Origin of the sequence: Kutzneria sp. NPDC051319, assembly GCF_040682195.1 — a bacterium.
Lineage (GTDB): Bacteria > Actinomycetota > Actinomycetes > Mycobacteriales > Pseudonocardiaceae > Kutzneria.
In genome coordinates this window covers 37,759-61,136 of record NZ_JBFBAM010000010.1, presented here as the reverse complement: position 1 = coordinate 61,136, position 23,378 = coordinate 37,759, and the positions used below count along the sequence as shown (strand labels likewise).

Below are 23,378 nucleotides of genomic sequence, written 5' to 3'. Positions count from 1 at the left end.
AGCGCAGTGCTTGCAGTTGTGGCGTGGTTGCTGTCACACCGGTCTACCGTGGTCAGCATGCGTGCCGAGCGGGAATCCGAGGCGCGCAGGCTGCGCGGCCGGCTGGTGGACGAGCTGGTCGAGGAGGGCCTGCCGCTGGATGCCGGCTGGCTGGCGGCGTTCGCGGAGGTGCCACGGCACGAGTTCCTGCCGTGGCTGTTCGAGCAGCGGCCCGACGGGGCGTGGAGCCTGCTCACCTCCGCCGAGGAATCGTGGCTGCGCAACGTTTATCGCAACCGGGTCGCCATCACGCAGCTCGACGGCGACGAGTCGCTGCGGCAGGCGGCGCTGGACGGACCGGTGCGCGGCACGCCGACCTGCTCCTCCAGCGAGCCCTCGATCATGGCGATCATGTTGGCCGCCTTGGACATTCGCGACGACGACACCGTGCTGGAGATCGGGGCCGGCACCGGCTACAACGCGGCGCTGCTGTGCCACCGGCTCGGCCCGGACCGCGTCACCACCGTCGACGTCGACCCGGCGATCGCCGCCCGCGCGGCGGAACACCTTGCGGCCGTGGGGTTTCATCCCACGTGCGTGGCCGCCGACGGCGCCGAGGGCTATCCGGCCAACGCTCCGTACGACCGAGTGCTGGGAACCTGCTCGGTGTCGACGATTCCCTTGGCGTGGCTGGCCCAGACCGCGCCCGGCGGCTACATCGTGACGACGCTGAACCGACAGCTCGGCGCCGGACTGGTCAAGCTCACGCCGGACGGTGACGGCCGTGCCACGGGCCGGGTCCTGGCCTCGGACGGGCGGTTCATGCCGCTGCGGGCGCATCGCGGGCCGCGGGTGAGCGAGCTGGCCGACAAGGTGCGCGGCAGCCAGGGATCGGCTCGTACGACCGAGTTGACGCCGAAACGGCTGTTACGGCCGGCCGATCGGTTCGAGTTCTTCGCGGGACTGGCGCTGCCGCACGTGAGCGCGTGGTCGGACACCCGCAGCCAGACGTGGCTGGCCCATGCCGACGGCTCCTGGGCGTGCTACTCGCGGCACAGCGTCAGTGAGGGCGGTCCGCGCCGGCTGTGGAGCATCGCGGAGGCCGCCTACGAGGAGTGGGAGTCGCTCGGGCAGCCGCCGCGCGAGCGGTTCGGGTTGACGGTCACGCCCGGCGGACAGGAGTTCTGGCTGGACAGCCCGGATTCACCGCACCGCTGGCCGTTGGACTAGGGCGCTTGCGTGCCCGGCCGGCGGCGGGGTGAGTAGCGTGTGCCGAGTGAAGATTTCGGTTTCCGCGGACATGCTCGACGGGATCGGCGCCGACATCGCCGAGGAACTGCGCAAGCGCGGCCACGACGTCCTGGTGCACGGCGCGCTCAGCGACGGCGAGTCCAGCGACTGGGCCCGGGCCAGCGAAGCCGCCGCCCGCGACGTCGCCGAGGGCCGCGCCGAGCAGGGCGTGGTGTGCTGCTGGACCGGCACCGGCGCGTCCATCGCCGCCAACAAGGTGGCCGGCGTGCGGGCGGCGCTGTGCACCGACGCCTACACCGCGCAGGGCGCCCGTCGCTGGAACGACGCCAACGTGCTGGCGCTGAGCCTGCGGATGACCTCGCTGCCGCTGCTCGACGAGATCCTCGACGCGTGGTTCGCCGCCGACGTCACTGACGACGAGGACGACCTGGCCAGCATCGACCACGTGGCGCACATCCGTTAACGATTCGGCATGCGGAGTGACGACGCGCCATGGGTTCCCGACGCGCGGTAACGGCCGTTCGGTCATGATGCTGACGTGTCCCTCATCCGGCAGCGTGCCGTTGTCATCGCCTGTGTGCTGATCGCCCTGTTGGCGACGGTCGGCCTGGTGTGGACGCAGGACGGCGTCAACCCGACCACCTGGCTGGGCGCGGTGGTGCTGCTGTTCGTCGTGTTGATCGGGCTGCTCGACCCGTGGCTGCGGCGGACCGGCGCCACCGAGCCCAGCACGACCGCCCAGCTCACGGCGGCCACCCGCGCCCTGGCGGCCGCCACCACGACCCAGCTGCGGGCCGAGGCCGAGGGACGGGAGCTGGTGCCGCCGTGCCAGCTGAACGTGCGGTGGCTGGGGGCTTCGCCGGAGCTGGCCGACCCTAAGTGCCAGCCGGCGGAGCTGTACGGCTCGCTGGAGGAGCTGGTGCCCTGGTACCGGCGGCTGCCGGGTCGTCGGCTGGTGGTGCTCGGGCCGGCCGGCTCGGGGAAGTCGTCGCTGGCCACGCTGTTGGCGTTGGGGCTGCTGGACGACGCCGCGTTGAACGACCCGCTGCCGTTGGTGCTTCCGTTGGGGGCGTGGAATCCGCGGGTCGACCTGCGCACGTGGATGACGCAGCGGCTCAGGGACGACTACCCGGCGCTGCGCAACATCGAGCTGTACGGCAGCTACGCCGCCGACCTGCTCATCGAGCAGCGCCGGGTGCTGCCGATCCTGGACGCCTTCGACGAGGTGCCGGCCAACCTCCGGATCTCGGCGCTGCAAGGCATCGACCGCGCGATGCCGCCGGCCACCCCGGTCGTGCTGACGTCACGCCGCCGGGCCTACACCTCGACGGTGGCCAAGACCGGCCCGCTGCGCAACGCCCATGTCGTCGAGCTGGAGCCGGTGGGCGAGGAGACGCTGGCCGAGGTGCTGCGCGGGAGTTCGAGCCGGTTCGGGGCGTCCCGGTGGGAGCCGCTGCTGATGCAGCTGCGGCACGACCCGAACGGTCCGCTGGCCGCGGCGCTGGGCAGCCCGCTGATGGTGTGGCTGACCAGGACCAAGTACGCGGACGTGGCCACCAACCCGACGGAGTTGTTGGACCCCAACCGTTTCCCCGATCGCGCCACGATCGAGGAGTTCCTGCTGGACGAGCTGGTGCCGACGCTGTTCCCGGAGGAGGACAACGAGTACCTGCCGCTGACCTCGGACCACTGGCCGCCCGAGCAGGCCAAGGTGTGGCTGGAGTTTCTCGCCGCGCGCATGCAGCAGCGGGAGCTGCCGTGGTGGGAGCTGCGGCGGCTGGTGCACCGGTACTGGCTGACGGTGTTGAACGCCGTCTCGCTCGGTCTGCTCACGGCGCTGAGCGTGGGCATGATGGTGGCGCTGGTGAACAAGCTGACCGTGCTGGACGTGGCCTCGTGGACCGGGGCCAGCGCTGGCTGCCTTGTCAGCGTGGGCACCCTGATCAACGCGACGTCCAAGGGGCGCAACGCTTCCGCCTCGATGCGGTTCGGCGCCGCGCGCAGCATGCTGGTGGTGAGCCTGGTCGCCGGCACTGCGGTCGGCCTGGTGTTCGGAGCCATGTTCGGCGCGGATCCGGGGCTGATCTCCGGCCTGAGCGTGGCCATCGCGACGGCGCTGCGGTTCTCGCTGGGCAGCCCGGTGGAGTTGAGCCGCCCACCCAGCCCGGAGGCCACCATGGCACGGGATCGGGCTCTGGTCGGGTTGGTGTGTCTGGTGTTCGGGGTCGGCGTCGGGTCGGCGGCGGCGTTGCTGTTCGGGGCCGGGCGGACCGGGATGGTGTGGCTGGGCTTCAGTTCCGGCGCCCTGCTGGGTTTCGTGCTCGCCGTGATGTCGCGCAACTGGTGGTGGTTCACCGTGGCGCGGGCGTGGCTGGCGATGCGCGGGCGGGTGCCGTACCGGCTGCTGGAGTTCTTGGAGGACGCCCACAAACTGGGCGTCCTCCGGCAGGTCGGCGCGCGCTACCAGTTCCGGCACGCGCGGATCCAGGACCACCTGGCCAAGGATTCGGCGCACAAGGCCTGACGGCTTCACTCGTCGCGCAGGCCTTCCGCGTTCGCCGCCCGCCACAGCGCCGGCAGCGTGCAGCCGGTGCTGATCAGGACCGCGACAACGGCGGTCGCCACGAAGATCCCGATGGTGGCCCAGTCGAAGTCGAGCGGTTGCCTCGTGACGAACAGCAGCAGACCGGCCAGCAGCAGACCCGACACCAGGGCCACGATCACCGCCACGGCGATCGGCACCGCCGTCTGCCACAACTGCGACCGGGCCAGCACGATGCGCTGCACGCCGTTGGCGGCCAGCACCGCCAGCGCCCGTCGCCGCTCGCGGATCTGCTCCAGCGCCACCACCAGCAGGCTCGCCGCGGCCAGCAGCAGCGTGATCACCGAGCCGATCATCAGCACCCGGGCGATCAGCACGAAGGTGCTGGTGGAGGCGTCCGTCGCCGAGAACGCGTTGGCGTTCCAGCCGAACGGCGCCAGGGCGTTGCGCACGTGCTCCACGTAGTTGCCGTCGGGCGACGTCGGCTGCAGGGTCCCATGCAGATCGACCACCGCCGCGTCGAGGCCGGCCAGGGCGCCCGGCGTAGCCCACAGGGTCCCGGTGTCGTCCGTGAGCAGCGTCGTCGTGTGCAGGGCGGCCGGCATCTGCCATGCGGTGTCCTTCTGCTGCCCGTTTCCGTAGGTGGTGAGGATGACGTGCTGACCGGCGACCGGTGCGAACGCCCCGCTGTGGGGCTTGGCCGACGTGAACAGGTCGCCGTCCTGGCACTGCCTGATCGCGGTCAGCCGCAGCAACTCCTGGCACGGACCGACGTGCATGGTGGCCCCGTTGGCGGCGTCGTGCACGTTGACCGTGACGGAGGCGTTGACCGTAGCCGTGTTCGGCACCTTGTGCAGCGCCGCCTCCAGGGCCAGCGCCTGGCCGAGCGGCGCCGCGGTCATGTTCACCGACACGCCCGGCGGCATCCCGCCCGGCGGCAGGTACTCCTCCTCGGCCTGGATGAACAGCGTCTGCAACGCGATCGCGCCGGCCAGCACCACCGCGACGCCGCCGACCACCCGGGCCGGCGTGCCGCTGTCCAGCTGGAGCCGCCGGATCGCCAGCTGCCAGGCCGGGGAGCCGCCGCCCAGCTTGGCCACCACCCGTTCCACCAGCCACGGCAGCAGCAGCGGCACCGAGGACAGCAGCAGCACGATGCCCGCCGTCACCGGCAGCTGCGAGCCGCCGTCGAGCGCCTGACTGAGCCGGCCGCCCTGACTGGCCAGCAGCGCGACCCCGGCCACCGGCGGCGCCAGCCGCCACCACAGCCGGCGGCGCTGGTTGCGGGCCCGCCGCACCACGCCCAGCGGCTCGATCATGACGCGCCGCAACGAGAACATCGCGATCACCACCGCGAGCACCGGGACGACCACCAGGATCAGCGCCACGAGCGTCCAATCAGGACGGACGTCCGCGGCGAAGATGCCGCCGCGCAGGGCGGGCGGGTCGAGGGTCGGCACGATCGCCCGTCCGAGGGCGAAAATTCCCACGCCGACGGCCAGTCCGACCAGCGCGCCGACAAAAGCCTCGCCGGCCGCGATCCGCCGCACCTGCTCGCCGTCCGCGCCGACCAGCCGCAGCGCCGCCAGCCGCCGATCCCTTGCCGCGGCGGCAAGTCTGGTGCTCGTCGCGACAAAAACCACCACCGGCATGAGCAGCGCGACCGAGCCGAGCGCGATCAGCAGCCACAGCAGGCCGTCCAGGTAGCGCGGTTGGCTCGGCCGGCCGAACTGGTAGGTGACGGCCGAGCCGGACGACCCGGCCACATCGGGCACGCCGACGTAGAAGAACAGCTCGTGCGGACCGGTCAGCCCGCCCGGATCCACCGTTCCCACAACATGTTCCGGGAACCGGGGCCGCAACAGCTCACCTTGCGGCGAGTCCAGCAACTGGCGCAGCGCCGGGGAAAGCACCACCTCACCGACGTCCGGCAGCCGGTCGACACCGGGCGGCAGTGGCGCGTTCGGGCCGGTCTTCTGGACGATGACGCCCTCGAAATCGCGGTCGTCGAACGTGGTCTCCCGCAGGGCGGCGTAGACCGGGTCGACACCGGGGATCTTCGCCGATTCGCTGGTGGGGACCGCTCGCGCGTAGCCGCGGTCGTCGCGGGCCTGGAGCATGTGGCTGACCGAGGTCGCGGCCAGCAGCACCGTCACGCCCAGGCCGACACCGACCGCCGTCAGCGCCAGCCGTCCCCAGCCCGCCCGTCCGCCGCCGACGGCCAGGCGTATGCCCAGCATCAGGTCGATCCACCACTGGCGGAGCCTTCGTCGCGGCCGCAGTCGCAACACCGTCACGGAATCAGCTCCACCTGGGTGGACTTGCCGTCGCGCACAACGACTTCGCGATCGGAGTACGCCGCGACGCGGGCCTCGTGCGTCACCAGGACGACCGCCGCGGTGGTGTCCTTGGCCGCGGCGACCAGCAGCCGCATCACGCGCTCGCCGTTGAGGGAGTCGAGGGCGCCCGTCGGCTCGTCCGCGAAGACCACCTTGGGCCGGGTGACCAGGGCCCGCGCCACCGCGACCCGCTGCCCCTGGCCACCTGACGTCTCGCCCGGGCGCTTGTCGGCCACATCGGCGACTTCCAGGCGCTCCAACCACTCCGTCGCCGCCTGCTCCGCCTCGCGGCGGCGCATTCCGCCCAGCCGCAGTGGAAGCGCCACGTTCTCCAGACTTGTCAGCTCCGGCACCAGCTGCCCGAACTGGAAGACGAACCCGAACTCCGTGCGCCGCAGCTCGCTCCGCGCCACATCCGACAGCGCGCTCAGCTCCGTGCCGTTGTAGGAGACCGTCCCGCTGTCCGGGCGCAGGATGCCGGCCAGGCAGTGCAGCAGCGTCGACTTGCCCGAGCCGGACGGGCCCATCACCGCAACGACCTCGCCCGGCCACAGGCTCATGCCCGCGCCATCCAGCGCCGGCGTGGGGCCGAAGGACTTGTGCAGATTCACGGCTTCCAACAGTGGCCCGCTCATCGCCGCACCTCCGCCGACAGCTGGTCCAGCCGGGCCGCCGTCAGTTCCAGCCAGCGCAGGTCGGCTTCCAGGTGAAAAAGCGCGTGGTCGCAGATCAGCTGGTCCGCGAGGTCGCCCGTCAGCTTGCGGCGGGTCAGCGCCCGCATCGTCTCCAGGTGCGCCCCGCGCTGGACGTCCAGCACCTCCGCCGCACTGCGGCCGGACATCAGGGCCAGCACCACCTTCGTGTACAGCGTGCTGTGCAGGTACGGCTCCGGCCGTTCCGGCGTCACCAGCCAGTCGCGGACGTCCGTCACGCCCGATGCCGTGATCGCGTACCGCTTGCGCTCCGGGCCTTCGCCCGCCTCCACCCCGTCCACCTCGACCAGGCCGTCGCGCAGCAGGCGGGACAGCGTCGAGTAGACCTGGCCGTAGTGCAGCGGCCGGTCCTGTCCGAAGTGCTCGTCGTAGGCCCGCTTGAGGTCGTAGCCGTGGCGCGGCCCCGTCTCCAGCAGGCCCAGCAGGGTGAGTCCGATCGACATGCCCGCCACTGTACCCCCGGTGTATACCTTCGGGCTATACCCCTGGTGCATAGCATTTGACCTGCCTCGATCTTGCCCCTTGGATTCTCCGCCTACAGTGGAGTAGTGACTGGTACGGCCGCCGGCGCCCGCGCCGTGCAGGAAACCGGTTGGGACGCCGAGCGGGACGTCGAACTGCTGCTCGCCTTCCTGAACACCGTGAACATGACCGAGTCCACCGACGTGCTCTCCGACGAGCGCTCCTGGCTCCAGTGGTCCACCTCGCTCGGCCTCGGCGCCCCCGGCCCCCTCGCCAAGGCCCGATCCAGCCGCGACGCCCTCCGTGCCGCCGCCCTCGCCCATCACGGCTCCGCCGTCCCGCTGCCGCCCGCCGTGGCCCACGGCTCCATCCGCATCGAGCTCAGCGCCGGCGTCCCCGTCCTCACCGCCGGCGACGCCCTCGGCGCCGTCCTCGCCGCCGCCGCCCGCCTCGCCGTCCTCGGCTACTGGGACCGCCTCAAGATCTGCTCCGCCCCCGACTGCCGCCTCGCCTTCTACGACCGCTCCCGCAACCGCTCCCGCACCTGGTGCTCCATGCGCGTCTGCGGCAACCGCGAAAAGGCCCGCGCCTGGCGCGAACGCGCCCGCGCCACGGCGTCCTGACCCACCACCACTCTTGCCCTACGTGAGTGGCTCATTTGCCATCCAGGGCCACCTAAGCCACTCACGTGCCCCGGCACCCCCGGCTTCGAACGCACGTGAGTGGCTTAGGTGGCGTCAGGGGGCACATAAGCCACTCACGTAGGGCAAACGCTTGCGGGATCAGAACAGCAGCTGCGAGCAGGCGTAGATGACCAGGCCGGCCAGTGCGCCGACGACGGTGCCGTTGATGCGGATGAACTGGAGGTCCCGGCCGACCTGGAGCTCGATCTTGCGGGAGGTCTCCTCGGCGTCCCAGCGCTCGATGGTGTCGGTGATCAGGGTGAGGATCTCGGCGCGGTAGTGGGTGACGACGTAGGCGGCGCCGCCCTCGATCCAGCCCTCGACCTTGGAGCGGGTGGAGTCGTCGGACTCGAGGCGGACGCCGAGGGAGATGAGGCCGTCCAGGACGCGGCGGCGCAGTTCGCTGGAAGGGTCCTCGGCGGCGTCGAGCAGCATGCGCTTGGCGTTGGCCCAGGTGGTGCCGATGACGTGCTGGACCTCGGGATGGGTGAGCACCTGGTGCTTGACCTGCTCGGCCCGCTCCATGGTGAGGGGATCGGTCTGGAGGTCGCCGGCGAAGTCGATGAGGAAGCGGTCGACGGCGTCCCGCATGGGGTGGTTGACGTCGGTCTTCATGGCCCAGGCGAAGGCGAGGATCTCGTTGTAGATCCGTTCGCCGAGGATGGAGTCGACGAACTTGGGGGACCACGACGGCGAGCGGTCGGAGACGATGCGCTTGATGGCCTCGTGGTTGTCGCGGACCCACTCGTAGGCCCGGTCGGCCATGAGGTCGACGAGCTTGTGGTGGGAACCGTCCGCCAGGACCTGGCCGAGCAGCTTGCCCAGGGGCGGCCCCCAGGGAATGGCCATGAGGCGCTGCACGACGGCGTGCTCGACGACGGCCTGGACGTCCTCGTCACGGAGCACGGTGACCAGGCCGCGGGCGAGGTTGGAGAACTCGGAGGTGATGCGCTGGGCGTTGTCCCGCTGGGAAAGCCACACGCCGACCCGCTTGCTGATCTCGGCCCGGTGCAGGCGGTCGCGGACGACCTGCTCGGACAGGAAGTTGCTGCCGACGAAGTCGCCGAGGCTGGCGCCGAGCAGGTTCTTGCGGTTGGGAATGAGGGCCGTGTGCGGGATGGGCAGGCCGAGGGGGCGGCGGAACAGGGCGGTGACGGCGAACCAGTCGGCCAGGGCGCCGACCATGCTGGCCTCGGCGGCGGCGTGGACGTAGCCGACCCACACCGGCCCGGCGAAGACGCCGGTGAGCACGTAGACGATGGCGGCGAACACCAGCAGTCCGACGGCCACGGCCTTCATCCGGCGCAGCGCACGCCGCTTGACCAGCTCCGCCGCGGTGAGTCTCTCCAGGTCCACATCGGCCATTCTCCCTGCGCGGACGGCGACGCGCCGTGATGCGTGACGGAGATCGGGGTACGGGCGGATGACATCTCGGGGACGGATCGGCGAGGATCCGAGGGTGCGTACACCTGCTCTCGTGCCCCGGCTGCGGCCGTTCACCTCGACGATCTTCGCGGAGATGACCGCGCTGGCCACCCGAACCGGCGCGGTCAACCTCGGCCAGGGCTTCCCGGACACGGACGGCCCGGTGGAGATGCTCGCGACGGCCCAGCGGGCGATCGGCGAGGGCGTCAACCAGTACCCGCCGGGCTCCGGCCGGCCGGAGCTGCGGCAGGCGATCGCGGAGCACCGCCGCCGCTACGGCACGGAGTACGACCCGGACACGCAGGTCCTGGTCACGGTGGGCGCGACGGAGGCGATCGCGGCGGCGCTGCTGGCGCTGGTCGAGGCGGGCGACGAGGTGCTGCTGGTCGAGCCGTACTACGACTCGTACGCGGCGTCGGTGGCGCTGGCCGGGGCCACCCGCAAGGTGGTGCCGCTGGTCGAGGACGGCGACCGGTTCGCGCTGGACGTGGACGCGCTGCGGGCGGCGGTGACGCCCCGCACGAAGGCGCTGCTGCTGAACTCGCCGCACAACCCGACAGGCACGGTCTTCACCCGGCAGGAGCTGGAGGAGGTCGCGAAGCTGTGCGTCGAGCACGACCTGATCGCGATCACCGACGAGGTGTACGAGCACCTGCTCTACGACGGCCGCGAGCACGTGACGCTGTCGGCGCTGCCCGGCATGTACGAGCGCACGGTGGCCATCTCCAGCTCGGGCAAGACGTTCAACGCCACGGGCTGGAAGATCGGCTGGGTGTGCGGCCCGGCCGAACTGGTGGCGGCGGTGCGCGCGGCCAAGCAGTTCATCACGTTCGTGGGCGGCGCGCCGTTCCAGCCGGCCGTCGCCTACGCCCTGCGCAACGAGCTGGCCTGGGTGGACCGGCTGCGTGACGACCTGAGCCGCAAGCGCGACCGGCTGTCGGCGGGCCTGGCCGACGCCGGGTTCGCGGTGCGGCAGGCCGCGGGCACCTACTTCGTGTGCGCGGACGTGCGGCCGCTGGGCTTCGCCGACGGCGCCGAGCTGTGCCGGCAGCTGCCGGAGCGGATCGGCGTCGCGGGCGTGCCGGTGCAGGTGTTCACCGATCATCCCGAGCAGTGGCAGCACCTGGTGCGTTTTGCTTTCTGCAAGCGTGACGAGGTAATCGACGAGGCGATCGCCCGGCTGCGCAAGCTCGCCCGAGCGGGCAAACCGTAACAATGGGGTCTCGAGAGGTTCGGGACCCCATTGTCGTAGTCACCCGATCAACACCGTGTTCGCCATTACCCTCCGAGACGGCACAATGCGCTGACCGAGTGAAGAGGCGGCCATCAGGACCGCGGGCGGAACGGGGTCGATTCCACACAGCAGCACCCTGAGTTGCTTGAGAAGTGCGCGATCGAGCGCACCGGCCAGCGCCCAGGCCGACACATGCGTCATCGCGCATCCTCCCGGAACAGTCCCGACAACGATGCCTTTCGGCGGAGTTCGGCCAGACATCTTCCCCTTGTCGGCCCAATGCTGCCGATCGGGATGCCGAGGGCGGCGGCGACCTGCTGGTAGGACAGTTCCGGCGAGTGGACGACCACCCGCAGCACCCGCTGGCAGTGTTCGGACAACTGGGTGAATGCCCGCCACAGCACGCCGTCGCGAACGTCCCGCAGCACGGCGACGTCGGCGGCATCGGCCTCGGCGAGGTCCAATCGTGCCTCGTCAGCCGGGGTCTCGCGGCGGCGAGCGGCCAGCAGGCGCAGCGAGTGCCGCCGCGCGGTGGTGGCCAGCCAGGCCGCCAACGCCGCCGGATCATGAATTCGATTCATATTTTCCAGCAAGGACAGCCAGGTGTTCTGCACGACATCGGCGGCGTCGGAACGATCCAGCCGATGCGATCGGGCAACAGCCCAGACGGTGGGCGTGTGCCGGGCGACGAGTTCGCGCCAGGCCGCCCGATCCCCGAGTTCCGCGGCCCTGAGCAGTTCGGCCGCGCCCGGTCTTGTGTCGACTTCCACTCGTTCCTCCCCGCGGGCGAGTTGGTCGCCGGGTTAGAAGCGTCCGGCCCCGGGTCGGATCCACCGCGCGGCCGAAAACCCTCAAACGAGTGGCGGCCCGCCGATGACGACACACAGTTGCCCCGTTGTGCGAGACTGATCCCGGACGTGCCGCTATCCGAGCGGTCGACGACGAGCACATGTGCAAATCGACATCGCGATGCTCAACATGTCTCGACGACGGATCCGACAACTTCAACGTTTGTGGGCCGGCAGGGCGGACGGTGGTGGTGACAGTGGCCAGCGCGAGTGAGGTGCGGTGCGCCGGCGCCGCCCTGCGCGCTGCCGTCATCCGCATCGCCGTGACCGGCGGCCTGACGCTGCTGGCCTTCGTGTTCGGCGCCGCCGTGGCCAACGCCACCACCTCGTCGGACGCGCACCAGAACGACGCCACCGCCGGCAGCACCGCCGACACACTCCAGTCGGACCTGTCCGACCTGTTCAACGGCCTGGTCACCAGCCTCGGCGGCCATCACCACCACCTCGGCGGCGTGTCGGCCATCCAGCCGCCGTCCGACCAGGGCGGTGGCGGCGGAACCGATTCCGGCTCGGTCAATCCCGGCGGCCCCCAGTCCGGCGGACATGGCGGCGGCGCCACCGGCGGGCAGAGCTCCTCCTCCGGCAGCGACTCCGGCGACGTGTGGACGGGTTCCACGACCGTCTCGGTGCCGACGAAGCCGATCGTGCCCCCGCCCCCGCCTCCGGCCGCGCCGACCCCACCGCCCGTGCCGCCGGTCCAGCCGGCCGCGCCGCCGGTGAGCCACCTCGCGCCGCCGGCCGCGAAGGTCACCGCGCCGTCCATGGGCTCGTCCAGCGGCGTCCAGCCCGACCTGCCGCAACAGCCGATCGACCTGCCGCTGCAACAGCCGGCGGCGCAGCCCATCTCGGCCCCGTCCACCGGCGGCACGGCCAGCCACGACCTCGGCGGCGCCAACGGCATCGCCGGCTTCACGCCGCCGGGCACGGGCTTCCGTCCCACCCCCGGCTCGACGACCGAGGAACACAGCGCCAAGCGCGTCAGCGACGGCGCTCCCGGTCTGCCCAGCACCTCGCCCGACTGACGACGCCCATGGCCGCGGGGCACCCTTGTGCCCTCTCGCGGCCGCGCCGAGCCGATCCGGGCCCGGGGATGCCCCCAAGCAAGTGGGTCACCGCCGCGCAGGGCAATCGCGTCGAGCACGTCCTCCCGGTTGTGTCATGCCGCGGGCGACGACCCTCCCCCGATGTCCCGGATCTTCCCGACCTGCCGACCGCGCCCGGTCAGGTCGGGGGCTGGCGCCCCGGCGTCGCGTGCCCCCGTGGCGTCGGGGCTCCACAACTTGGCCACCGGTGATCGTCTCCCCGGCACTACGAGGGGCAGAGCCGGAGCACCCTCACCGGTGGTCAACCGAGGACGCTGGTCGGAAATCGGCCAGCGTCCTCATTTTTTGTGCCCAGGGCTCGATGTCCGGGATCAGAGTTGACGTGGCGAGGCGAGCGAGCGCAGCGCCGGCGCGACCGGCCGACCGATCAGGAACCGGTCCACGGCACCGTCTTCGAGCGCACGGCGATAGACGGCCAGCGCCTCACGGGTGGCCTGGACGGTGTGCTCGACGTCGGCCACCGTGTGGGCGGCCGAGATGACGAACGACTGCCCCAGCACGCCGCGGCGGAGCATCTCCTGGAGGAACAGCGTGCGGAACGGCTGCGACGGCCGGCCGTCCGGGCCCCGCGTGGTGAACACCATGCACGAGGGCCGGCCGATGGCGGCGACGAACTCCTCGACCCCGAGCTCGCGGGCGGCCGCGTTGACGCCGTCGGCCAGCGCCGTGCCTCGGCGCTCCATCACGCCGATCGGATCGTCCTCGGTGTAGGCCTTCACCACGGCGCGAAATGCCGCCAGGGAAACGGTTTCCGGGCCGTGCGTGGTCGAGAGCAGGAACACCCGCGGCGAGTCCGTGCGCAGCCCGCCCAGCTCCATCAGGTCACGCCGGCCGGCCAGCGCGGAGATCGGGAAACCGTTGCCCATGGCCTTGCCCCAGCAGGACAGGTCGGGCCGCACCCCGTACACGGACTGCGCACCGCTGGCCGACCACCGGAACCCGGTGATCATCTCGTCGAAGACCAGCAGCGCCCCGTGGGCGTCGCACAGCGCGCGAACCCCTTCCAGGAAGCCGGGTTCCGGCTCGGCCAGCGCGGTCGCGGCCTCCATCACCACGCACGCGATCTGGTTGCCGTTCTCGGCGAAGCGCAGGCGCAGCGAGTCGAGATCATTGAACTGGAAGCGCACGGTCTGGTCACGGGTGGCCTCGGGCACGCCGGCGTTCATCTCCACGGCGCCGATGAACCAGTCGTCGGCCGAGAAGAAGGGCTGGTCGGCCACGGCGATCATGTCCCGCCCGGTGACCGCGCGGGCCAGCCGGATGGCGGCGGTGGTGGCGTCCGAGCCGTTCTTGGCGAACTTCACCATGCCCGCGCCGGGCACCAGGCGCAGGAAGTCCTCGGCCGCGGCCACTTCCAGCTCGGTCGGCCGGGAGAAGTTGACGCCGTCGGCCAGCGCCTTGTGCACGGCGTCGAGCACCGGTCGGTAGCCGTGGCCGAGGGTGACCGAGCGCAGGCCCATGCCGTACTCGATGAAGCAGTTGCCGTCGGCGTCCCAGACCCGGCAGCCGTCGCCGCGCACCAGGACGGGCGCCATGTCCTCGGGATACTGGTCGGAGCCGCGGGCATAGGTGTGGGCGCCGCCGGGGACCAGCTCGTGTAGCCGACGCTGCAACGCGCTGGACCGCTTGAATCCCCTGCCGCCACTGGGAATGTCCATCGCCGACACCATATGCATGTCCGAAATGGGCTCTTCAGGCCGGTCCGTGGCCAGTAGTGACCACAGCTCGTAATCGGCGTTTTCGCGGTAGACACGGAGAATTCCTTCACGCCGAAAACCCGCGCGACCGAACAGGGCGGCGGCGCCGCGGTCGTCGGCGGCGATCGCGGCCGTGAGCCGGCGCAATTCGTGCTCGCCGAAAGCATGGTGCAGCAGCAAACGCAGCGCGGAGACAGCTATCGAGTCCCCCTCGCATTCCTGCGAGATCCACACCTGCACCTCGGCCGAGCCGCGGTCGCGGTCGATCCGGTCCAGGTGGACCTCGCCGGCGATGTCACCGTCGACTGTGATCAGGAAGGGCAGGGCGGCGCCGACGCGGCCCAGCCTCCGGAATTCGGCGCAGCGGTCCCGCCAGGCGGCCTCGCTGGTCCGCGTCGGCCAGTCGAGGTCGCTCTCCGGCCAGCGCGGCTCCAGCCGGGCGCGCTCCGGGCGCACCAGCCGCGACCACTCGGCAGCGTCGGTGGTGGCGGGCGGTCGCAGCTCGACGACCTTCCCCCTGGTCACGACGGGGCCGAGCGTGACCGGGCTGGGCATGCCCACCCGGAAACGCAACGCCTGACGGATCAGACCCGGCACCTGACCTCCTCACCGTCGACGCGACGACCATCCTGCGACGGATGGGTCGCGACGCCAATCCAAGTCCACCAACGCGGGGTATATGCCCCTTTTGGGCGATTTTGTTACGCCCGCCGTGCGAGAACGCCACCCGGCCGTAGGGACCTAGGTGAGCATCCCTCGGTCATCAGACGAACACGTCACGCAGCAGGACGGCGGTACGAGCGGTGTCCTGCTTGCGCGCCCATTCCACGGCGTCGGGCGCCTGCTCTCCGGACCGCCATCGTCGAATCGCCTCCGCCACCTCGTCGGCCGTCTCGGCAACCAGCCACGGGCCGTCAGGGTCGATCGCCTCGGCCAGCGACCGGGGCAGCACCGACGGCACCCCGAACTCGGCCGCCTCCAACACCTTCACGCTGACGCCCGTGCTGGCGCCGAACCGAGGCACAACGGCCACCCCCACCTGCCGGTAGAAGTCGGCGACGTCGTCCACGGCCCCGCTGGCGACGACCCGGGGATGCGCGGCGAACTGCTCGGTCCCCTTGCCGGCCAACACGAAGCCCACATCGACGCCCATGGCCGTCAACCGGTCGTGCACCGGCCCGAGCAGCACCTCCAGCGCTCGGGCGTTGGGCGGCCAGCTCGCCTTGCCGATGAAGCCGACCGTGCGGCCGGCCGGGGTGCCGGCCGGCGACAGCGGGATCGGCAGCGCCGTCGCATGAAGATCAGCAGCGTCCTGCCGGGACAGGGCGTAGACGTGGTCGGGCAGGGCGAGCAGCCGGCGTTCCATCCGGCGCAGGCGCGGGATCTCGCCGAGCATCCGCAGCGGCCGCGGCGAGTGCTCCTCGGCGATCACCGACTCCACGTTGTGCGCCACGTGCGCGGCCACCGGCACCCCGGCGGCGGCCGCGAGCACCAGGCCCGGCCAGCCGCTGGTCACCACCCGCCGGCCGGCGGCACGGGAGCGCAGCAGCTCAACTGCCTTGCGCCAGCCGGGAAACACCGTGAACTTGCGGGCCAGATAGGGCTCCGGGCTGATCAGCATGCCGGCGGCCACGCGGGCCAGGGAAAGCCGGTCGCTCCGCAGCTCCAACGGCACGTCGCCGGCCGCACGGGCCGTCACCTCGACGCCATCGACCCGCTCCCGCCACTCCCCCTCGGGACCGGTCACGCACAGCACCTCGACCTCGTCAGCCAGGCCGGCGAAGACGGGGAGCAGCCGCCGGTCCACCCATCCGCTGCCGCCCAGGTCCTGACGGGACAACGGATAGCTGGTGACGAAGCAGATCATGGCTTTCTCCCTAGCGAAGGGCCGCGAGGACCCGGTCGGCCAGCACCCGCGCCACGAACAGCGGATTGCCGACCACGTAACGGGTGAACAGGCGCATCGGCTCCCGGATGAGCCGGTACACCCACTCGATCCCGGCCTGCCGCATCCACCGGGGAGCGCGCGGAACCAGCTCGGCGGCGAAGTCGAGGAAGGCTCCGACCGCCACACCCAGCGCCGCGCCGGTGGCCGGGAGGTGCTCGGACAGCCACAGCTCCTGCCGTGGATTGCCCATCGCCACCAGCACGACGTCGGCCCCGGTCTCCCGGATCCGCGCGGCGACCGCGGCGCCCTCGTCGTCACGGAAGTAGCCGTGGTGGTGGCCGACGATTTTCAGCTCGGGCATGCGCTCGGCAAGCCGATCCGCCGCCCGCGCCGCCACGCCGGGGCGACCGCCAAGCAGGTAGACACTGAGGCCCTCCTGGGCGGCCAGCCGCAGCACCTCGGGCGTGAAGTCCGTGCCGTTGAGGTTGGCCGGAAACCGACGGCCGCGCACACGGGCCGCCATGGCCAGGCCGGACCCGTCGTTGAGCACCAGGTCGGCGTCGGCGAGGCAGGCTCGGTATCGGCGGTGGGAGCGGGCCAGGTTCATCGAGTGCGCGTTGACGTACATCAGGGTCTGCGGTCCGGGCGCGGCGAGCAGGCCGGACACCTCGCTGATCGCCTGCCGCGCCGTGAGCGCGGCGACCGGCACACCGAGAACGGTAATCGTGGGCATACCCGATCGCATGGGGCGAGACCCTATCCCTTGATCATCAACGATAGTGCACCGGGCATCGTCCACTTAGGCCTCCGCCCGGGCGTCCAGTGCCGTGGCCAACCGGTCCCGTCCGAGAAACCAGCCGGCGGCCACGACCGTGCCGGTGATGAGCAGACCGGCGATCAGGTAGAGCAACGAGTGGTGCAGCACCAGTTCCGTGGCCAGCATGGCCGCGACCACCGCCGCGGTGGCCAGCAACGGCACCGCCAGGCCACGCAACAGCGCCGGCACGTGCACTCCGGCCCGCCACAAACCCCAGGCGTGCACGGGAAGCGCCACAACGCAGGCGACGGCGGCCACCGCCCAGCCCATGCCGACCAGTCCCCATTGGGCCGTGGCGAAGATGGCCGTCGGCACCAACGCCACCAGCCAGACCACCTGCACCAGCACGGAAGACAACGCCGAACCCGCAGTAATCATCAGGTTGAAGACGAGGTCGGCCAGCACGCGGGCGACGGTGGCCACGGCCAGGCCGGCCAGCACGGGGGCTGCCGGGGCCCACTTGTCGCCGTAGACAAGGTCGACGATCTGCGGGGCCAACAGCGCCAGCGCCGCACCGCCGGGCAGCACCGCCATGGCGACCATGCCGATCACCGCGGAGGCGGCGCGATCGAGGTCGACGCCGGCGTCACGGGCCCGGGAAAACGTGGCCAGGCCAACGCGTTCCACCGTCGTCGTGATCACCGAGGCCGGCCAGCTCGACACGTTCGAGGCCAGGTAGAAGAAACCGAGCGCGGTGGCGCCGAGCATGCGGCCGGTGATCGTCTGCGGGGCGTATTGGAGCAGCACCATCACCACCGATGACACCACAACCGCGCCGCCGTACTTGGCGACCTCGTTGACATGCCTGCGGCTGATGCCAAATCTCGGCAGCTGCTTTGTCACGATCAGCAGCAGCACGGTGACCACGGCGGTGCCGCTGACGTGGCCGATCACCAGCGCCCACGCGCCGAACCCGGTGACCGCCAACGTGGCGGTCAGGGCCAGGTTGACCACCAGTCCGGCGACGTCGGCGATGAGACGCCTGGCCTGTCTCAGGTTTCTCGTCAGCAACGCGCCGGGAACCGCCGCGAAACCGTCGAGCAGAACGTTGAGCGACAGCACCCGCACCAGGTCCGCGGCCTGCGGTGAGCCGAGGCCAGAAGCCAGGAACGGGGCCGTCAGCAGGCACAGCAGGTAGACGATGGTCGCGCCGCCGACGGAGATGGTCCACACCGTCGGCAGCATCGGCCGCACGTCGCCCTTGTGGCGGACCAGCGCGGTCGCGGTGCCGAAGTCGTTGAAGGTGAGCAGCAGCGTCTGCACGACCAGCGCGGTCGTGTAGAGGCCGAACTGCTCCGGCACCAGCAGCCGGGCCAGCAGCACGCCGACGGCGAAGGTCGCCAGGCGGGAGAACACCGTGTTGATCAGGCTGAACCGCAGGCCCAGCTTGACCTGTCCGGACAGGGCACGGTCGGTGTCCGGCGGGTCCTCGACGACCTCGCTCACGTGGTGGCTCCGATCGCGGTCGCGTCCCAGTCGGTGAAGTAGCTGCCACTGTGCACCGAATAGTCCACAGTGGCCACCGGAATGTGGTGGACCCGTAACCTGCCGGAGACGCGGTGCACGAACTCCCAGTCCTCACGGGGATGCACCCAGCGCGGCCGGGCCCACGGATCGAACCTGACACCGGGGAAACGCCGCAGCACCACGGCATTGATGTCGACCCACTCGCCGTCGCGATGGGCCGCGCGGTTGAACGGCCGGCTCAGCACGTCGAGCTCGCTGCCGTCCTCACGCAGCCGCCGCAGTGCCGTGTAGACCATGCCCGCGCCGGATTTCAGCGCGGCCAGCGACCGTTCCAGGTGGTCCGGCCGCCACGTGTTGTCGTCGTCGAGGAAGGCCACGTACGGCGAGCGACTCAGCCGCAGGGCCACATTGCGCGCCAACCCTGGGCTGCCGTGGTTCTTCGACAGTCTCAACGCGACGATCCGGGGATCGTCCGGCAGGTCACGGACTTCGCCGCCACCGTCGTCCACGACGATCACCACGACGTCCTGCACCGTCTGGTTCAGGGCGCTGGTGACCGCGGCGACCAGGCGCTCCGGACGGCGATAGGTCGGCATGACAACGGCGACCGTGGCCGACGGCGCGCGGCCGAGAGCGGCCGCCAGCGCGACGACCTCGGTGTGCTCGGCCCGCTCGGCGTCGAACCGCTCGGCCGCGAACCGCAGGCGCCACCAGTTCTCGCCGACCACGTTGCGGCCGACCGACTGCCGGAGCAGGTCCTTCACCGGCCTCGGCAGCAGGGCGTAGTCCTTCAAGCACGGCCTCCAATCGTCCCGGTCACCGGGATGCGGCGGCGGAACTCCGGCGGCGCGGCCGGATTGGTCGGCAGGCCAGCGAGCAACGCCCGACGGCCACGCAGGAGTTCGAACAGCGCGCGGCGATGGGTGCCGCGGCGCAACGGTAGTCGGACGAGTTGAGCCAGCAACAACGTGGCCCACACGAGTTCGGCGGCAGCGCGACCCTCCCAGCGGGCCACGTGCGCGACCTTGTTGGTGATCAGCTGGGCCCACAGCGCCGGCGACGCCGTGACATCGCCGCCGCGGTGAATGGCGCGGGCATTCGCGCACTGCCGAACCCGCCAGCCGGCGTCGACGACGCGGCGGCAGTAGTCGACTTCCTCGGAGTAGAGGAACAAATCCTCCTGCCACCGGCCGATGCGCCGCCGGACATCGGCGGGAATCAGCAGCACGGCGCCGTTGGCCCAGTCGACGTCGATGTCACGCGGCGGAGCCGGCGTGGCCACGCGTTCCCCGAACGAACCGGCATGCGCCCCGAGCAAAGCCTCGGCCAGCACGCGTGAAACCGTCGGACGACGACGCAATGTCGGCTCGACAAGTCCATCCGATCGAGTGACAAACGGGACGGCCACACCGACCGAGCCCGATGCGCACGCGGCCAGCAGGGCCCGCGCGCAGCCACGCTGAAGGACAACGTCGGCGTTCAACACCAACAGGGCCTCGTCCGGCTCGGCCAGCTCGGCGCAGGCGTTGATGCCGGCGGCATAACCCAGGTTCGCGCCGGTCTCCACCACCGTCGCCGCCGGGGCCAGGCGTCGGATCACCTCGACGCTGTCGTCGGCGGAGTTGTTGTCCGCAAAGACAAGCCGCCAGTCGACACCGTCCAGACCGGCCGGCAGGCTGGCCACGAGGCTCGGCAGATCGGCGGCGGAGTTGTAGGTCACGACCGCGACCATCACCCGCGTCATACGGCCACCTCGGTTCGCTGGGCGATCCGGTACAGCGCACCGGCGCAGCCGACGAGCAACAGCGAAATTCCAGCCATCTGGGGGAAAGCCAGCCCGTCGTAGGTGCCGAAGCTGATCGTGCACACCAGCAGCGCCACCGCGACGGCCCAGGCCGCGTCCCGCACCTGGGGCGGCGAGTCGATGTGCTTGGACCGCCAGATCCGGAAGGCCCACCACAGCGGCACGGCCAGCAGCGCGATGAACGCGATCAGGCCCGGCAGCCCCGCCTCCACGGTGATCAGCAGGTACTGGTTGTCCAGATAGGGCTGGATCGGCGCCACGTAGGTGCCGAAGCCCTGCCCGCCAAGCGGTTTGGCCAGGAAGTGCGACCACACGTAGTCGTACTTGGTCAGCCGCGACCAGATGCTGGAGTCCTTGCTGGACCCGGTGACCGTGTCGATGAGCACGTCGAGCAGCCGCGGCCAGACGACACCGGCGGCGAACACCGCGCTGCTGAGCACGCCGGCCACGAACAGCCAGCGCACCAGGCCGTAGCGGGGCAGCAGGAACATTCCGATCACGGCCAGGCCGAGCAGGCCGGTGCGGGAGATCGACACCAGCGGGCCGCCGATGAGCAGCACCGCGCAGATCCACCACAACGGCTTGAATCGCCCGTACCGCGCGAGATGCAGGGCCAGCGGCAGCATCGCGACGGTGGTCGCGGCCAGCTCGATGGGATGGCCCGAGAAGCCGATGGACCGCTCAAGGCCGCCACGGCCGAGGGCGAGGTCGCCGAGCCCCTGCGCGACCAGTCCCGGAAAGACGGTCAGTTTGCGCAGGTCGACGCTGGTGCCGAACTGGAGGATGGCGCACACGGCCGAGCCGGTGAATCCCACCACGGCGCCGGCGAAAACCGCGCGCAGGGCCCGGGTGCTGCTCAGTCCGTCGCACACCAGCAGGGCGGCGCCCGCCGCCAGCACGAACAGCATCGCGCCGCGATCGGCGTTGGCGATCCGCGAGTCCTGCACGCCGCCCATGAAGGCCACCGCATCCGCCGCGGCGAGCAAAGCCAACGCCAGCAACAACACTCGGCGGATCGGGCTCTCCCCGACCGCGAGCCGGAAGCCGCCGGCGAACCGCGCCACCAGCCACCACAACAGGCAGCCGCCGGCCACCACGCGGGCCGGCGTGATCCCACCGCCGCCGCCGACCAGCACGTTGTTCTGCGGCAAGGCCAGCAGCAGCACGTAGATCGACAGGATGACGTGCGGGGAGACCCGGAACAGCGCGTGGGCCGCGACAGCGGTGGCCGGCGTCCGTCTGCCGGCCGCTGCCATCGTCATCGGCGGCTACCCCCGCCTTGCTTCTCTTCGCTGCGCATGGGTGAGAACTTGATCGTCGCCGGCTCGACGGTCGGGGGCTGCAACGGAGTCTTGGGCGGAGCCGGACTCGGCAGGAACTCGGGCAGCACTCCCTGGCGGCGTTCGCCGTCGGCTTTGTCGCCGTCCTTGTCCTTCTCCGGCTCGTCTTCGCGCTTGCGGCGGGTGAGGACACGGTCGGCGATGACCACGCCGAGCACGCCCAGCACCAGCCCGAGCGCGGCGACCAGGCCGACGGCCCGGTACTGGGAGGCGCGAGTGGTGATCGGGTTCGCCGCCGGCAGCACGTCGGTGACGGTCAGCCGCTGCGCGTCGGCCACCTTGGCCGCGTCCTGACGGTTCTTCAGCTCGTCGATCGCCCGCTGCCGCACCAGTTGCGCGCCGCGGACCGCGCCGTCGGGCGTCTTGTCCGTGACGGTGATCGTGATGAACGGGCTGTCGGTCTGCGAGGTGTCGGTGACGCCGTTGGCGTTGGTGACCTCGATGGTCCCGGTGGCGCCCTTCTCCTCGTAGCCGTCGGTGACGGCCGAGGAGGTCAGCACGGTCACCAGCAGCGCCGCCATCTGCGACTCGGCCCGGCCCGCGGCGGTGTACGGGTTCTGCACGTCCTGGCTGCTCGACGGCGTGATCAGGCTGATCGCGGTGACCTTGTACTGCTGGGGCACCAGGAACAGCACGGCGCCGACCAGGACCACGAGCGCAGCGGCGACCATCGCGGTGATCTTCCACCGCCGTCGCAGCACTCGCAGGATGTCCAACGCGTCCACGTCCGTGTTCCCTTTCGCTTCACCCGAACACCGCCGGCTGCCACCCGCGGTCGAAGTCTCACTTGCGCGCTGTCATTTGCGCAGGGCCGAGGCGGCGATCCGGGCCCCGTCGACGGCCGCCCGCACCACGTTGTGGGCCATCGGCGCCGCGTTCTCCCGAATCCACGGCCGCAGCGCCAACAGTGCCAGCACCCGCTCACGGCGCCGTAGGGGAGCCCCCGCGATCGCCTTCAGGTACCAGCCCGCTTCCTCCACATTGGGCATTACCAGGCGTTTGCCGTCGGTGCGCTGGGTGCGGTACCAGTCCCGCTGCGACACCGACTGCGTGAGCCGCTGGTCGTGCAGGCGGTGCAACAGAAGTTCCTCGCGGATCTCCACAAAACGGCCGTACAGCGCCAGTTCGGCGATCAGGATCCGGTCGTTGTTCTTCACCGGCGGCAGCAGGTGCGTCCTGGCCAGCACGTCCCGCCGGTACAGGCCGTAGCAGTGGTAGTTCTCGTGTTCCATGCCGACCAGGTCGCGGATGCGGACCACGGGGTCTCGGTGGTCGGTGCGGCACGGGTTGTCCCAGTGCCCGACCGTCTGCCCGGCGGAGTCGATCTGGCGGGCCGAGGTGAACGACAGCACCGCGTCGGGACGGTCGGCCAGCGCCTCGACCATCTTGCGCAAGCGGTCCGGCTCGTACGCGTCGTCCGCGGCGGCCCAGGTGAAGTAGCGGCCCTTGGCCTCGTGCACCAGGCGGTTGTGGTTGCCGGTGGAGCCGAGGTTACGCTCACGCCGCCGGTAGCGGATGCGGTCGTCCTGGCGGGCGGCCTCGCGGCAGATCTCCTCCGTGCCGTCGGTGGAACAGTTGTCCCCGATCCACAGCTCGAAGTCGACGTCGCGCTGCTCGCGCAGGCTGGCCAGCGCGGTGCTCAGATACGGCTCGCCGTTGTACACGGGCAATCCGACCGCCACCGACGCACTCGCCGTGCCGATCAGCGGCGGCGCGGACTTCCGGTTCACCTGACCTCCGGGGCTGACGGCGGGATCACCGGTGCAGGGTCGGCCACCGTCCTCCA

General features: G+C 71.0%; 20 protein-coding genes. 6 read left to right on the top strand and 14 right to left on the bottom strand.

Annotated elements, in window-relative coordinates; all coding sequences use genetic code 11:
* The first annotated feature begins 57 nt into the window (after positions 1-57).
* From tgmC to AB0M73_RS12530, 3 genes are all read left to right on the top strand, one after another.
* The gene (gene tgmC, locus AB0M73_RS12540) at positions 58-1,209 is read left to right on the top strand and encodes an ATP-grasp peptide maturase system methyltransferase (RefSeq protein ID WP_363890371.1); all 1,152 of its coding nucleotides are present in this window, start codon (positions 58-60) and stop codon (positions 1,207-1,209) included.
* 46 nt (positions 1,210-1,255) lie between these two features.
* Positions 1,256-1,693 carry an RpiB/LacA/LacB family sugar-phosphate isomerase gene (locus AB0M73_RS12535; RefSeq protein WP_363890369.1) on the top strand — a complete coding sequence of 146 codons (438 nt, stop codon included), beginning with the start codon at positions 1,256-1,258 and terminating at the stop codon, positions 1,691-1,693.
* Positions 1,694-1,768: 75 nt separating this feature from the next.
* Positions 1,769-3,754: an NACHT domain-containing protein gene (locus AB0M73_RS12530; RefSeq protein ID WP_363890368.1), complete on the top strand. Its 1,986-nt coding sequence runs from the start codon at positions 1,769-1,771 to the stop codon at positions 3,752-3,754.
* Between the two features lie 5 nt (positions 3,755-3,759).
* Here the strand turns inward: AB0M73_RS12530 and AB0M73_RS12525 are convergent, their stop codons facing one another.
* Genes AB0M73_RS12525 through AB0M73_RS12515 form a run of 3 tightly spaced genes read right to left on the bottom strand, consistent with a single transcriptional unit; the run spans position 3,760 to position 7,267 of the window.
* Positions 3,760-6,069 carry an FtsX-like permease family protein gene (locus tag AB0M73_RS12525; protein ID WP_363890365.1) on the bottom strand — a complete coding sequence of 770 codons (2,310 nt, stop codon included), beginning with the start codon at positions 6,067-6,069 and terminating at the stop codon, positions 3,760-3,762.
* Complete coding sequence (locus tag AB0M73_RS12520; RefSeq protein ID WP_363890362.1) at positions 6,066-6,746, bottom strand: ABC transporter ATP-binding protein; 681 nt, start codon at positions 6,744-6,746, stop codon at positions 6,066-6,068. The genes AB0M73_RS12525 and AB0M73_RS12520 overlap by 4 nt, the downstream gene beginning before the upstream one ends.
* Positions 6,743-7,267 (bottom strand): PadR family transcriptional regulator, encoded by a 525-nt coding sequence (locus tag AB0M73_RS12515; protein WP_363890359.1) that lies wholly within the window; start codon positions 7,265-7,267, stop codon positions 6,743-6,745. Before AB0M73_RS12515 ends, AB0M73_RS12520 begins: the two co-directional genes overlap by 4 nt.
* A gap of 105 nt (positions 7,268-7,372) precedes the next feature.
* Here AB0M73_RS12515 and AB0M73_RS12510 point away from each other — a divergent pair, with 105 nt between their 5' ends.
* Complete coding sequence (locus tag AB0M73_RS12510; protein ID WP_363890357.1) at positions 7,373-7,909, top strand: CGNR zinc finger domain-containing protein; 537 nt, start codon at positions 7,373-7,375, stop codon at positions 7,907-7,909.
* A 159-nt stretch (positions 7,910-8,068) separates the two neighbouring features.
* On the opposite strand, the gene AB0M73_RS12505 is transcribed toward AB0M73_RS12510, so the two are convergent.
* Entirely contained in the window at positions 8,069-9,268 is a 1,200-nt protein-coding gene (locus tag AB0M73_RS12505) for a DUF445 family protein (RefSeq protein ID WP_363890657.1), read from the bottom strand.
* A 160-nt stretch (positions 9,269-9,428) separates the two neighbouring features.
* Between AB0M73_RS12505 and AB0M73_RS12500 the strand changes: the two genes are divergently transcribed.
* The gene (locus AB0M73_RS12500) at positions 9,429-10,607 is read left to right on the top strand and encodes a pyridoxal phosphate-dependent aminotransferase (RefSeq protein WP_363890355.1); all 1,179 of its coding nucleotides are present in this window, start codon (positions 9,429-9,431) and stop codon (positions 10,605-10,607) included.
* A 218-nt stretch (positions 10,608-10,825) separates the two neighbouring features.
* On the opposite strand, the gene AB0M73_RS12495 is transcribed toward AB0M73_RS12500, so the two are convergent.
* The gene (locus AB0M73_RS12495; RefSeq protein WP_363890353.1) at positions 10,826-11,398 is read right to left on the bottom strand and encodes a sigma-70 family RNA polymerase sigma factor; all 573 of its coding nucleotides are present in this window, start codon (positions 11,396-11,398) and stop codon (positions 10,826-10,828) included.
* A gap of 275 nt (positions 11,399-11,673) precedes the next feature.
* Between AB0M73_RS12495 and AB0M73_RS12490 the strand changes: the two genes are divergently transcribed.
* Positions 11,674-12,498 (top strand): hypothetical protein, encoded by an 825-nt coding sequence (locus AB0M73_RS12490; RefSeq protein WP_363890350.1) that lies wholly within the window; start codon positions 11,674-11,676, stop codon positions 12,496-12,498.
* Between the two features lie 392 nt (positions 12,499-12,890).
* On the opposite strand, the gene AB0M73_RS12485 is transcribed toward AB0M73_RS12490, so the two are convergent.
* From AB0M73_RS12485 to AB0M73_RS12445, 9 genes are all read right to left on the bottom strand, one after another.
* Positions 12,891-14,873: a glutamate-1-semialdehyde 2,1-aminomutase gene (locus tag AB0M73_RS12485; protein ID WP_363890347.1), complete on the bottom strand. Its 1,983-nt coding sequence runs from the start codon at positions 14,871-14,873 to the stop codon at positions 12,891-12,893.
* Positions 14,874-15,039: 166 nt separating this feature from the next.
* Positions 15,040-16,143 carry a glycosyltransferase gene (locus AB0M73_RS12480; RefSeq protein WP_363890345.1) on the bottom strand — a complete coding sequence of 368 codons (1,104 nt, stop codon included), beginning with the start codon at positions 16,141-16,143 and terminating at the stop codon, positions 15,040-15,042.
* A 10-nt stretch (positions 16,144-16,153) separates the two neighbouring features.
* Entirely contained in the window at positions 16,154-16,873 is a 720-nt protein-coding gene (locus AB0M73_RS12475) for a WecB/TagA/CpsF family glycosyltransferase (protein WP_363890343.1), read from the bottom strand.
* Between the two features lie 90 nt (positions 16,874-16,963).
* A complete protein-coding gene (locus tag AB0M73_RS12470; protein WP_363890342.1) occupies positions 16,964-18,427 on the bottom strand; it encodes a lipopolysaccharide biosynthesis protein in 1,464 nt (487 codons plus the stop codon).
* Positions 18,424-19,242, bottom strand: coding sequence for a glycosyltransferase (locus AB0M73_RS12465; protein ID WP_363890340.1), 819 nt, complete (start codon positions 19,240-19,242; stop codon positions 18,424-18,426). Before AB0M73_RS12465 ends, AB0M73_RS12470 begins: the two co-directional genes overlap by 4 nt.
* On the bottom strand, positions 19,239-20,192 hold the full coding sequence (locus AB0M73_RS12460; protein ID WP_363890337.1) for a glycosyltransferase family 2 protein: 954 nt from the start codon (positions 20,190-20,192) through the stop codon (positions 19,239-19,241). The genes AB0M73_RS12465 and AB0M73_RS12460 overlap by 4 nt, the downstream gene beginning before the upstream one ends.
* Positions 20,189-21,514: an O-antigen ligase family protein gene (locus tag AB0M73_RS12455; RefSeq protein ID WP_363890335.1), complete on the bottom strand. Its 1,326-nt coding sequence runs from the start codon at positions 21,512-21,514 to the stop codon at positions 20,189-20,191. The genes AB0M73_RS12460 and AB0M73_RS12455 overlap by 4 nt, the downstream gene beginning before the upstream one ends.
* The gene (locus AB0M73_RS12450; RefSeq protein WP_363890333.1) at positions 21,511-22,317 is read right to left on the bottom strand and encodes a Wzz/FepE/Etk N-terminal domain-containing protein; all 807 of its coding nucleotides are present in this window, start codon (positions 22,315-22,317) and stop codon (positions 21,511-21,513) included. Before AB0M73_RS12450 ends, AB0M73_RS12455 begins: the two co-directional genes overlap by 4 nt.
* Positions 22,318-22,389: 72 nt before the next feature.
* A complete protein-coding gene (locus tag AB0M73_RS12445) occupies positions 22,390-23,322 on the bottom strand; it encodes a glycosyltransferase (protein ID WP_363890331.1) in 933 nt (310 codons plus the stop codon).
* Between the last annotated feature and the right edge of the window lie 56 nt (positions 23,323-23,378).